The sequence below is a fragment of the Pelagibius sp. genome (genome assembly GCF_965227505.1).
Taxonomy (GTDB): Bacteria; Pseudomonadota; Alphaproteobacteria; order Kiloniellales; family Kiloniellaceae; genus Pelagibius.
On the sequence record NZ_OZ245757.1, the window covers coordinates 4,372,485 to 4,384,059 of the forward strand.

An 11,575-nucleotide genomic window follows, 5' to 3' on the forward strand; every position below is an offset into this window, starting at 1 on the left:
CGGATGCCCAAGAACGAGGTTCCCAACGACATCCAGGCGATGAGCTTCGAGGAGGCGCTCGACGCCCTGAAGCAGATCGTGGCCAAGCTGGAGCAGGGACAGGGCGCCCTTGACTCCGCGATCGAGGATTACGAGCGCGGCGCGGCCCTGAAGCGCCATTGCGATCAGAAACTGCGCGAGGCGCAGGCCAAGATCGAGAAAATCAGCCTTTCGGCCGACGGCACGGCCGACACCACCGCGCTCGATGTCGACTGAACAGGGGTGACCGGGGCGCAGACGATGAAACTTCAGGATGCCTTGGCCAGCCAGGGAGAAACGATTTCGGCCCTGCTCGACCGGATGCTCCCGAAGACCGACGGACCGCGCGGGCGCGTTGTCGAGGCGATGCGCTATGCCGCCCTGTCGGGCGGAAAACGCCTGAGGCCGTTCCTGGTGCGCGAATCGGCCCGCCTCTTCGATGTCCCCGAGCAGCAGGCGCTCAGGGTCGGGGCCGCCATCGAGATGGTGCACTGCTACAGCCTGATCCACGACGATCTGCCGGCGATGGACGACAGCGACCTGCGGCGCGGCCGCCCGACGGTTCACATCGCCTTCGACGAGGCAACCGCGATCCTGGCCGGCGACGGGCTGCTGACGGAGGCTTTCGCGGTTCTGTCCGGGCCCGAGACCCATGACCTTGCGGCGGTGCGGGTTGAATTGTTGCGGCAACTGGCCGCCGCGGCCGGGGCGGCGGGCATGGTGGGCGGCCAGATGATCGATATGTCGCCGGAGCGCGCTGAGCTTGACCTGGCCGGAATCTCCCACCTGCAAAGCCTGAAGACCGGGGCGCTGATCCTGTTTTCCTGCGAGGCCGGCCCGATCCTGGCACAGGCGCCCGAGCCTCAGCGGCAGGCGCTGAAGGACTATGCCCGCGATCTCGGCCTCGCCTTTCAGATCGCCGACGACATCCTGGACGCCGAAAGCACGCCGGAAGCGCTCGGCAAGCCGACGGGCCAGGACGCAAGTCTCGGAAAAGCCACATTCGTCGGCCAGCTTGGCATCTCAGGCGCCCGTAACAAGGCGGAGGCCCTGGTGGATTCAGCCTGTCGGCGGCTTGATCTTTTCGGCCAAAAGGCGGACCTTTTGAGAGAGGCGGCGGCCTTTGTGGTCGCGCGACGGTCGTGAGGCCCCGGTAAGACCCGGACGCTTCCGCGATCGGGGCTCCAAAGCCGTGGCAAGGGGTTCGCAGGAAGAGGCGCCGCGCTGAAGGATGCCGCAGCAAAAGATGCAGCAAAAGATAACGATAAAGCAGATAGAGCATAGGAGTGGCAGAAGCCTTGGCAGAGATCGGTCATAATCGGCGCCCGACGCCGCTGCTCGACAGCGTTTCCGACCCCTCGGATCTGCGCAAACTCGACGAAGGACAGCTGCGTGACTTCGCCGACGAACTGCGTGCGGAGATGATCGAGGCGGTCTCCGTGACCGGCGGCCATCTGGGCGCCGGCCTTGGTGTCGTCGAACTGACGACGGCCCTGCACCATGTCTTCAACACGCCCGATGACCGGCTGATCTGGGATGTCTCCCACCAGTGCTATCCGCATAAGATCCTGACCGGCCGGCGTGACCGTATCCGCAGCCTGCGCCAGGGCGGCGGGCTCTCCGGCTTCACCAGCCGCAAGGAGAGCCCTTACGACCCCTTCGGTGCGGCGCACAGCTCGACCTCGATTTCCGCCGGCCTGGGCTTCTCCGTTGCGCGCGACTTCCGCGGCGATGACAACGCGGTCATTGCGGTGATCGGCGATGGCGCGATGAGTGCCGGCATGGCTTACGAGGCGATGAACAACGCCGGAGCCATGAACAGCCGTCTGATTGTCATCCTCAACGACAACGACATGTCCATCGCGCCGCCCGTGGGGGCGATGAGCGCCTACCTCTCGCAGCTGATTTCCTCCAAGCCGTTCCAGTCCGTGCGCAGCCTCGGGCGGGTTGTGGCCAAGCGCTTCCCGCGCCCCATCGAGATGGCGGCGCGCCGCGCCGAGGAATATGCCCGCGGCCTGCTGACCGGCGGCACGCTGTTCGAGGAAATGGGTTTCTTCTACGTCGGGCCTATCGACGGCCACAACTTCGACCATCTTCTGCCGGTGCTGAAGAACGTGCGCGACGCGGACTACGAGGGCCCGGTGCTGATCCACTGTGTGACCCAGAAGGGCAAGGGCTACGAGCCGGCGGAGGCGGCGGCGGACAAGTACCACGGCGTCGCGAAGTTCGATGTCGTCACCGGCAAGCAGGCCAAGCCCGCCCCCAAGGCGCCGGCCTATCAGAACGTCTTCGCCAAGGGTCTGATCGCCGAGGCGGAGCATGACGACAGGATTGTCGCCGTCACCGCCGCCATGCCGTCCGGTACCGGCCTCAACAAGTTTGCCGAACGCTTCCCGGATCGCACCTTCGATGTGGGGATCGCCGAGCAGCACGCGGTCACTTTCTGCGCCGGCCTGGCCTGCGAGGGCTTCCGGCCTTTCGCGGCGATCTACTCGACCTTCCTGCAGCGCGCCTATGACCAGGTCGTCCACGACGTCGCGATCCAGAGCCTGCCGGTGCGCTTTGCCATCGACCGCGCGGGCATGGTGGGGGCCGACGGGGTTACCCACCAGGGCAGCTACGATCTGACCTACCTGGGCTGTCTGCCGAACTTTGTCATCATGGCGCCCAGCGACGAGGCCGAACTGATGCACATGGTGGCGACCGCCTGCCAGATCGACGACCGGCCCTCCGCGCTGCGCTATCCGCGCGGCGAGGCGCTGGGGATCGAGATGCCGGAGCGGGGGAGCGCAGTGGAAATCGGCAAGGGCCGCATCCTGCGTGAAGGCAGCAAGGTTGCCATCCTGTCGCTGGGCACGCGCCTTGCCGATGCCCTGGCCGCTGCCGACGATCTCGCCGCCCGCGGCCTGTCGACGACGGTGGCCGATGCCCGCTTCGCCAAGCCGCTGGACGAGGACCTTGTACGGCGTCTTGCCGGCGAGCACGAAGTTCTGATCACGGTCGAGGAGGGCGCAATCGGCGGGTTTGCCACCCAGGTGATGCAGTTCCTCGCGCGCCAGGGACTGTTCGACAAGGGGCTGCGCTTCCGCCCGGTCACCCTGCCGGACTTCTTCATCGATCACGACAAGCCGGAGCGTCAGCTGGCGCTGGCCGGGGTCGACCGCGAAGGCATCCTCGCCGCGGCGCTGCAGGCCTTGGGCCAGCAGGAGGTCGAGTCACCGGCCCGCGCCTGATCTCCGGCTAATCCCCGGCTGATCCGCCCCGTGATCCCCGGGGCGCAAAGGAGAGGCGGCGTTGCGGCGCGCCCGGTCCCTTATTGCAGATTGATCGGCTGGGTGCTCGCCGGCGCTCCGGGTTCGCGCACCCGGTAAGCGGGGAACCGCAGGGTGACCGTGGTGCCGGCGCCGCGCTTGCTGTCGATGGCCAGGGTGCCGCCATGCATCTCGATGAGGCGCTTGGTCAGGGGCAGGCCGACGCCCAGGCCCGAGGGGTGGCGTGCCTCGCTGCCGCTGATCCGGCCGAAGGGTTCGACGGCCTCGCGTACCTCGGCTTCGCTCATGCCACAGCCGTCGTCCGAGACCGAGATATCGAAACCGCCATCGGCGCGCTGCGCGGTACGGATGGCGATCTCGCTGCCCTTTGCAACGTGGCGCGCGGCGTTGCCGACCAGATTGACCAGCATCTGGGTGAGCTGATGCTGGTCGGCCAGCATCCTCGGGTCCTTCAGGCTGGAACTCACCACCGCCGTTGCGCCGAAGCGGTCCAGTTCCGGCTGGGCCAGTTCGACGGAGAGCCGCGCAACGCTTTCCGGGTCGATGACCGATTCCTGCAGCCGCAGACCGCCCCGTTCGGCCCGCGCGAGGTCCATCATCCCGTTGAGAACGTTCAGCAGATGATGCCCGCAGTTCTCGATCTTGGTGGCATAGGCCGGATAGCGCTCGTCCTCGATCGGGCCGAAGAACTCCCGCCGGATGATCTCGGCGAAGCCCAGCATGGCCGACAGCGGCGTCCGCAGTTCATGCGCCAGATGGGCGATGACGTCCATCTGCGCCTGGTGGGAAAGCTCCTCCTCGGCGCGCTGCAGGCTGTTGAGGGCCCCCGCGACCTCCTGGCTGATCCCCTGGGACTCGGCGCCCAGAAGCCGGCGCAGACGCCGCAGTTCCATTTCTCCGATGACCAGATCGGCGAAGTCGCGCAGCTGTGCCTGCTGGGCCTCGTCCATAGCCTGGCGGGGCTTGGTGTCGATCAGGCAGAGGGTGCCGAGGCGGAAGCCGTTGCGGGTGACCAGCGGGGCGCCGGCGTAGAAGCGGATCTCCGGGTCACCGAGGACCAGCGGATTGTCCGCGAAGCGCAGGTCCTTGGTCGCGTCCGGCACCTGCAGAACCCGGTTTTCCATGATCGCAAACTGGCAGAAGGAGTACTCGCGCGGCGTCTCGTCGACAGCCAGCCCGACCTTGGACTTGAACCACTGCCGGGCCGGATCGATGAGGGAAATCAGGGTGATGGGGACGTCGAATTGTCCCGCGACCAAGCGGGTAATACGATCGAATGCCGGCTCCGGCGGGGTGTCCAGGATATCCAGAGCCTGCAGAGAGGCCAGTCGCTGGACTTCGTCAAAGGGAATCGGGTTCATGCGGCGGTGATCGTCCCGGATGAGTATCGCTTGGCCCAGATGGTCATTAGTCTTGTCATGATTAATGAACTGTTAACACTTGTGCAAATCGGGGCCCTTCTTCGCCGTTGCCTTTGTCCGGAGCCCATGGCAGATCATGCAGGGCCTGTGTTCCAGGCTTTCAAGTCGCCGTTTGCATGACCGCCCTGCAGCTTATGCGGGTTTTCACGGCCATATATAGTCTTCATAGTGCAAACGATGTCAAAAACAATGGCTGAGACAACCGCCCCTCTGACAGCGCCCCCACCGCACTCCCTATGGCGACGCGAGATCTGGGCCACGCTGCGCCTCTCGGCGCCGCTGGCGCTCACCCAGCTTGCGATGATCGGCATCAACACCACCGACATCGTCATGATGGGTTGGCTGGGGCCCGCGGATCTGGCGGCCGGCGCCCTCGGCATGAACATCTTCATCCCGCTCTATCTGTTCGGCATGGGCATCGCCACCGTCGTCACCCCGATGACGGCCCAGGCGCTGGGCGCGCGGGACTTCCACGGCGTGCGCCGGACGGTGCGCCAGGGCTTCTGGCTGACCCTGCTGTTTGCCGCCCTTTTCAGCCTGATCATCTGGAACGGGCGCTGGCTGCTGCTGCTCTTCGGCCAGGAGGCGGACACCGCGCTGCGGGCCGACGACTATCTGAAGGCGGTGACCTGGGCGATGCTGCCGTCGCTGTGGTTCGTCGTCCTGCGCTGCTTCGTCACGGCGCATTCGCGCCCGCGCTCGGTCCTGATCATCACCCTGGCGGCGGTGGCCGCCAACGCGATCGGCAACTATGGCCTGATGTTCGGCAACTTCGGCCTGCCCCGCTGGGAACTGATGGGGGCCGGTGTGACCAGCTCCATTGTGTCCTGGCTGATGCTGCTGGCCATGCTCGTTTTCGTGCTGCGGGACCGGCGCTTCAAACGCTATGCGATCCTCGTGCGTTTCTGGCGGCCGGACTGGCCGCGTTTTCGCGAGCTGTTTCGCATCGGCCTGCCGATCGGCCTCACGCTCCTGTCCGAAACCAGCCTGTTTGCGGGGGCGGCTTTCCTCGCCGGCCTGATCAGCACGGAGGCCCTGGCCGCCCACGCCATCGCGCTGCAGTGCGCTGCGGTGGCCTTTATGGTGCCCCTGGGAATCAGCCAGGCGTCCATGGTCAGGGTCGGTCTGGCGGCGGGCTCCCGCGATCCCGCGGCGGTCGGCCGTGCGGGCTGGTCGTCGCTGCTGGTCGGCATGCTGTTCATGACCGGTTCGGCTCTGGTGTTCTGGTTCGCCGGCCCCCAGCTGGTGGGCCTGTTTCTGGATCGCGACCTGCCTGCCAACGCGCCGGTGGTGGAACTGGCGGTCGCCTTCCTGGTGATCGCCGCCCTGTTCCAGCTCGTCGACGGGGCCCAGGTGATCGCCATTTCGGCCCTGCGCGGCCTCAAGGACACCAAGGTGCCGATGTGGCTGGCCATGACCGGCTACTGGGGCGTTGGCTTCACGACCTCCGTCGTCCTGGCCTTTCCCCTTGGCCTGGGCGGACAGGGGGTCTGGACCGGCCTTGCGGTGGGGCTGGCCTTTGTCGCGCTGACCGCTGTCTGGCGGTTCCACCGCCGTGCCCATTTCCTGCCCAACGGGGGCTTGGCGCTCGCATGAGCCGCGCGGCCAAGACCCGCGCCCCTAAGATTCGCATCGACGTGGCCCTGGTCGAGCGCGGACTGGTGGAAAGCCGCGCCCGGGCGCAGGCGCTGGTGATGGCCGGCAAGGTCTTTGCCGGCGAGCGCAAGGTCCAGAAAGCTGGCGAGGCGGTGGCGCCGGACCAGCCGCTGGAGGTGCGCGGCCAGGACCATCCCTGGGTCAGCCGCGGCGGCCTGAAGCTGGCCCACGCCCTGGCGCATTTCGATCTCGATCCGGCGGGCCTCGTCTGCCTGGACATCGGCGCCTCCACCGGCGGCTTTACCGATGTGCTGCTGCAGCACGGGGCGGCGCGGGTCTATGCCGTGGATGTTGGGCACGGCCAGCTGGCCTGGAAGCTGCGCAACGATCCGCGCGTGGTCGTGCTGGAGCGTTGCAACGCCCGCACCTTGAGCGCGGCGGAGGTGCCGGAGCCGGTCGACCTGCTGGTCTGCGATGCCAGCTTCATCGGCCTGGAGGTCGTCCTCCCGGCGCCGCTGGCGCTCACCCGGGCCGAGGCGCGCCTCGCCGTGCTGATCAAGCCGCAGTTCGAGGTCGGCAGGGACCGTGTCGGCAAGGGCGGCGTGGTGCGCGATCCGGCGCTGCACGAAGAGGTCTGCCAGCGGATCGAGGCCTGGATGAACGCCCAGCCCGGCTGGCAGGTCGAGGGCATCGTCGAAAGCCCGGTGACCGGCCCGGAGGGCAACAAGGAGTTCCTGATGGTGGCCCGCAAGACGCCGACTTAACGCGGCGTTTCCCTCGCGGGCCGGCGCTATCCCGAAGATGCTCCCTAAAAGGCGCCGGGGCGCGGCTGCGCGCTTTGCGGCAGCGGGCCGCTGTGCAGCGTCTGGCCGCGCGGATCGCCGCTCATCGCTTCCATCGCCTCGATCAGCGGTGCGACGGCCTGGACCAGGCGGGCGAGGCTGCGCACCAGGGCCTGAGCGCCCGGATTGTCGATTTCCCCGCCCAGCGTGTCCTCAAAGAAGGCCGAGAAGGGGTCACGCCGTTCCGGATAGGGCAGCAGCCGGACGGCGGCGTCGGCTGGAATGCCGGCCGCCTCCTTGGCGACGCTCAGCGCCTTGCTGTATCCGCCAAGGTCGTCCACCAGTCCGGCGGCCAGGGCGTCCTCGCCCGACCAGATGCGTCCGCCGGCCGCTGCCTGAACGGCCTCCGGCGACAGGTTGCGCCCGCGCGCCACCTTGTCGGTGAAGTCGGCGTAGGTGGCGTCCAGGGTTGCCTGCAGCCATTCCCACTCCTCGCGCGTGAAGGGGGCATGGGGGCTCCAGAGGTTGGCCCGCCGGCCGGCCTGGACGCCGTCCCAGTTGACGCCGAGGTCGCGCCAGAGCTCGTTCAGGGCGAACTTGCCGGTGACCACGCCGATGGAGCCGGTGAGGGTGCCGGGCTGGGCCACGATGCTGTGCGCCGGCGCCGCCACGAAGTAGCCGCCGGAGCCGGCGATGTTGCCCATCGAGACCACCACCGGCTTGCCGAGGTCGCGGGCGCGCTGGACCTCGCGCCAGATCGCATCGGAGCCGACGTAGGACCCGCCCGGGCTGTCGACGCGAAACAGGATCGCCGCCACCTCGCTGTCGTCGATCGCCTCCGACAGTGCGTTCACCACGTCGACGGCGCCCATGCGCACCCGGCCGAACACCGGGTCGTTCTCGCCGGGTTCCAGCACGATAGGACCGCTGCCGTGGACCAGCGCGATGATCGGGCCCTCCTCGGAGTCCTCCCGGGTCGCGCGGGCGTAGTCGCGCAGCGAGACCAGCTCGGACTCCGACCCCGCCGCCGTCTCCACGGCGTCACGCGCCTGGTCCCAGTAACCGAGGTTGTCGACGAGCCCCGCCTGCAAGGCGTCGGGGCCCCGGTGGGGGGCGCTGTCGATCAGCTGGCGGACCGCCGTGGTCTCGAGGTTGCGGGCCTTGGCGACGGCGGTGACGATCTGCGACAGGCTGGAGTCCAGGTACTGCTGCAGGTTCTGGCGCTGCGCCTCCGGCAGGCGGGCCTCCGTGAAGATCGCCATGGCGCCCTTGTATTCCTCGCGCTGGCCGACCTGGGCGCGCACGCCATAGTCCTCCAGAAGCTGGCGCAGGAAGGGCTGCTGCATGGAAAACCCGGTGATGTCGACATCGCCGGAGGGCTGGATCCAGAGCTCTCCGGCGGCGCTCGCCAGGTAGTAGTGCAGGGTGCCGTTGCCGGCCTCGCCGAAGGTCTCCGCAAAGGCGGTCACCGGCTTGCCCTGCGCCCGGAAGTCGTCGATGGCCGCGCGCAGTTCCTGCACCTGGGCGAGGCCGGGTTGCCCCCAGCCGGCCCGCAGGATGAGCGCTTTCACCCGCTCGTCGCGGGCCGCGCGGTGCAGGCCGTCGACGGCGTCCCGCAGCACCAGCGCCGAGCCCAGCGAAGCCCGCGCCAGCGGGTTGTCGGGTTGCTGTTCCACCAGGCCGTCGGCCAGATCCAGCACCAGCACGGTCTCCTGCGGCAGTTCGGCCAGTTGCGGTTCGAAGCCGTCGAAGCGCTGCAGCAGCAGGCCGGCGAAAAGGATGCCGGCAGCGACAAGGAAGCCAACGGCCGCGAAAAGGCCGACGAAACACTTGAGGATGAACAGGATGATTCGGGTCATGGCGCTATATCAGCGGCTGGGCCGCCCGAGGGCCAGTTAAATTTCCGTGCCAGCCTAGGACGGATTGCCGCTGCCTGCGGGCCGGCCGGACGGGCTGGGCAGCAAAACGCCCTCTTGTCACTGGACGGGCTTGGGCGCAGTCTCGCGCTTTTCGCGCAGCCGGAGCCAGCATGAAGTCCAGAGCACACAGTCCCGCGGTCCGCCAAAGCCCGGGAACCTGCCGATTGCGGGCCCCCCGTGCGGCGTAGGGCGCGCCAGGGTGGTGGCCGCCAGGTCGAGGTCGTGGTGCAAAGCCTCGGGGCCAAGGGCGACGGGCTCAGCGAATGCGAAGGGCGCCCGCTTTTCGTGCCCATGACCCTGCCCGGGGACCGGGTGTCGGTGCGGATCACCGGCGAACGCAGCGGCGGTTTCAAGGGCGAGGCGGTCGAACTGCTGGCCGAGGGCGGCGCGCGGGTCGAGCCGCCCTGTCCGCATTTCGGGCCCTGCGGCGGCTGCGCGCTGCAGCACTTCGAGGACACCGCCTATGCCGACTGGAAGGCGGCCCTGCTGCCGCAGGCCCTGGCGCGCCGGGGGCTGCAGGCGGAACGGCTGCACCCGATGCTGCGGGTGCCGCCCGGCCGGCGCCGCCGCGTCGTGCTTTCGGCGGAGCGCAAGGGCGGGGCGGTTCTGCTGGGCTATCACGAGCGCGAGTCCCACCGCCTGGTCGACATCCATGACTGCCTGCTGCTGACCCCCGCTCTGACTGCGCTGATCGCACCCCTGCGCGGCCTGCTTGACGGCGTTCTGGACCCCCGGGAGGAGGCGCGGGTCACCGCGCTGGACAGCGAGACCGGGCTGGACGTGCTGATCGAATCGCGCCACCGCCTGGACATGGAAGACCGCGAGCGGTTGGCGGACTTTGCCGCCGGGGCCGATCTTGCCCGCCTTTCCTGGAGTGCCGGCCGGGAGGAGGCGGAACCGGTTGCCCTGCGCCGCAGCCCGGTTCTGACCTTCGGCGCCACTGCCGTGGTGCCGCCGCCGGGCGGCTTCGTGCAGCCGACCGCCGAAGGGCAGCAGGCGCTTGTCGAACGCGTGCTGGCCGCCATCCCGGCGACGGCGGAGACCGCCGCAGACCTCTTTGCCGGCTGCGGGACCTTCACCTTCCCGCTCGCCGAGCGCCTTCAGGTTTACGCCGCCGAGGGTTCCGAGGCGGCGGTCGCCGCCCTCTCCGCGGCGGCGCGCCAGGATGCGCGGGGCGCGCGCATCACCGCCGAGCAGCGCGACCTCGCCCGCTTTCCGGTGCAGGCCGACGAGCTTTCCGGCGGCGATGTCGTGGTCTTCGATCCGCCTCGGACCGGGGCCAGGGAACAGGTCCGCGCACTGGCGCAAAGCGACGTTCCTCTGGTTATTGCCGTGTCCTGCAATCCGACCACCTTCGCGCGCGATGCCCGCAGCCTTGTGGACGGCGGCTACCGCCTGACGGAGGCGACCCCCATCGACCAGTTCCCCTGGTCGGGGCATCTGGAACTGGTTGCGGTTTTCGCGCGCTGAGCTTGCGGAGACGCTCAGCCGACCCCGCGGTCCAGCAGGAAGCCGTCGGGGAACACCGTCTCCATCCCGGTTTCCGGCAGAGCGCCGATGTTGGCGTCGCCGAAGCGCGTGTCTTCCAGCATGGCGCCGATGAAGTTGGCGCCGCGCAGATCGCTGCCCGAGAAGGTGGCGTTGCGCAGATTGGCGTTGGAGAAGTCGCAGGCGGCGAGGATCGAGCCGTCGAAGTTGACCCCCTTGAGATTTGCATTGGCGAAGGAGATGGTCGCCAGGCTGCGGCCGGAGAGATCGACTTCGGTGAGGTTCTGCTCGGCGAAGTCCGCCCTCTTGCCCTGCTTGCCGTCGCTGTTCACCCAGCGCTCGTGGTCGGCAAGGGTCTTGACCAGGGTGACCGGATCAACGGCCTCCATGGGTGTCGAAAGCAGGCCGGAAAGCTCCACGCGGGTATCTTCGAAGGTTGCGCCGCGCAGATCGGCCTCCTGCAGCCGCGCGTTGGTGAGCACCACACTCTTCAGTTCGGCGCCGGTGAAGCGGCTGCCGCGCAGATCGGCGCCGTAAAGCTCCGTCCCGTCGAGCATTGCACCTGCAAAGTCGACGTCCTTCAGCACGGCGTTGCGCAGGTTCGTGTGGCTGAGGTTGGCGTTGCGGAACGAGGAGCGGATTTCCCGGAACACCTCCTGATCGCCCTTTGCGCCGTTGGCGATGATGCCGCCGCGGCGCAGATCGGCCTCGTCGAAACGCGCGTCCCGCAGGTTGGCCTTGTCGAAGACCACGGCGCGCAGATCGGCCCGTTCGAAATTGGCCCGGGTGAGATCCGCCGACTCGAAGGTCGAGCCGAAAAGCTTCGCCCGGCTGAAGTTGGCATCGGTCAGATTGGCGCGCGAAAACAGGCAGGCCATGAAGTGCGCCTCGGCGAAGCAGAGCCGGCTGATGTCGAGTTCCACCAGGACGCAGTTGCGCATGATGACCCGCCGCCCGTCGCGCTTTTTATCGACGAAGCGTTGATGAACCTCGGCCAGCTTGACCAGGGCTTCCTGGGTGATGATACGCCTGCTGAGAACGATGTTTTTGCTGTTGCTGCCTTTGCTATCGCTCGGCAC

General features: G+C 68.0%; 9 protein-coding genes. 6 read left to right on the top strand and 3 right to left on the bottom strand.

The features are described 5' to 3' along the window. Window positions 1-3: 3 nt before the first annotated feature. The 3 genes from ACO06P_RS20635 to dxs all read left to right on the top strand — a co-directional run bounded on the left by ACO06P_RS20635 (window position 4) and on the right by dxs (window position 3,251). A complete protein-coding gene (locus ACO06P_RS20635) occupies window positions 4-255 on the top strand; it encodes an exodeoxyribonuclease VII small subunit (protein WP_420347109.1) in 252 nt (83 codons plus the stop codon). Between the two features lie 24 nt (window positions 256-279). Beyond that, a complete protein-coding gene (locus tag ACO06P_RS20640; protein ID WP_420347110.1) occupies window positions 280-1,164 on the top strand; it encodes a polyprenyl synthetase family protein in 885 nt (294 codons plus the stop codon). Between the two features lie 140 nt (window positions 1,165-1,304). Further along, complete coding sequence (dxs, locus tag ACO06P_RS20645; RefSeq protein WP_420347111.1) at window positions 1,305-3,251, top strand: 1-deoxy-D-xylulose-5-phosphate synthase; 1,947 nt, start codon at window positions 1,305-1,307, stop codon at window positions 3,249-3,251. Between the two features lie 80 nt (window positions 3,252-3,331). Here dxs and ACO06P_RS20650 read toward each other — a convergent pair whose 3' ends face one another. Further along, window positions 3,332-4,651: a GAF domain-containing sensor histidine kinase gene (locus ACO06P_RS20650; RefSeq protein WP_420347112.1), complete on the bottom strand. Its 1,320-nt coding sequence runs from the start codon at window positions 4,649-4,651 to the stop codon at window positions 3,332-3,334. A 249-nt stretch (window positions 4,652-4,900) separates the two neighbouring features. Here ACO06P_RS20650 and ACO06P_RS20655 point away from each other — a divergent pair, with 249 nt between their 5' ends. Both ACO06P_RS20655 and ACO06P_RS20660 read left to right on the top strand, forming a co-directional pair. Beyond that, window positions 4,901-6,307, top strand: a complete 1,407-nt coding sequence (locus ACO06P_RS20655) for an MATE family efflux transporter (RefSeq protein WP_420347113.1) — start codon at window positions 4,901-4,903, stop codon at window positions 6,305-6,307. Further along, window positions 6,304-7,071 (top strand): TlyA family RNA methyltransferase, encoded by a 768-nt coding sequence (locus ACO06P_RS20660; protein ID WP_420347114.1) that lies wholly within the window; start codon window positions 6,304-6,306, stop codon window positions 7,069-7,071. Before ACO06P_RS20655 ends, ACO06P_RS20660 begins: the two co-directional genes overlap by 4 nt. 44 nt (window positions 7,072-7,115) lie before the next feature. On the opposite strand, the gene sppA is transcribed toward ACO06P_RS20660, so the two are convergent. Further along, on the bottom strand, window positions 7,116-8,948 hold the full coding sequence (sppA, locus tag ACO06P_RS20665) for a signal peptide peptidase SppA (protein ID WP_420347115.1): 1,833 nt from the start codon (window positions 8,946-8,948) through the stop codon (window positions 7,116-7,118). Window positions 8,949-9,185: 237 nt separating this feature from the next. On the opposite strand from sppA, the gene ACO06P_RS20670 reads away from it, so the two are divergent. Then, window positions 9,186-10,478, top strand: coding sequence for a class I SAM-dependent RNA methyltransferase (locus ACO06P_RS20670; RefSeq protein WP_420347116.1), 1,293 nt, complete (start codon window positions 9,186-9,188; stop codon window positions 10,476-10,478). Window positions 10,479-10,492: 14 nt separating this feature from the next. Here ACO06P_RS20670 and ACO06P_RS20675 read toward each other — a convergent pair whose 3' ends face one another. Continuing rightward, window positions 10,493-11,575 carry a pentapeptide repeat-containing protein gene (locus tag ACO06P_RS20675; RefSeq protein WP_420347117.1) on the bottom strand — a complete coding sequence of 361 codons (1,083 nt, stop codon included), beginning with the start codon at window positions 11,573-11,575 and terminating at the stop codon, window positions 10,493-10,495.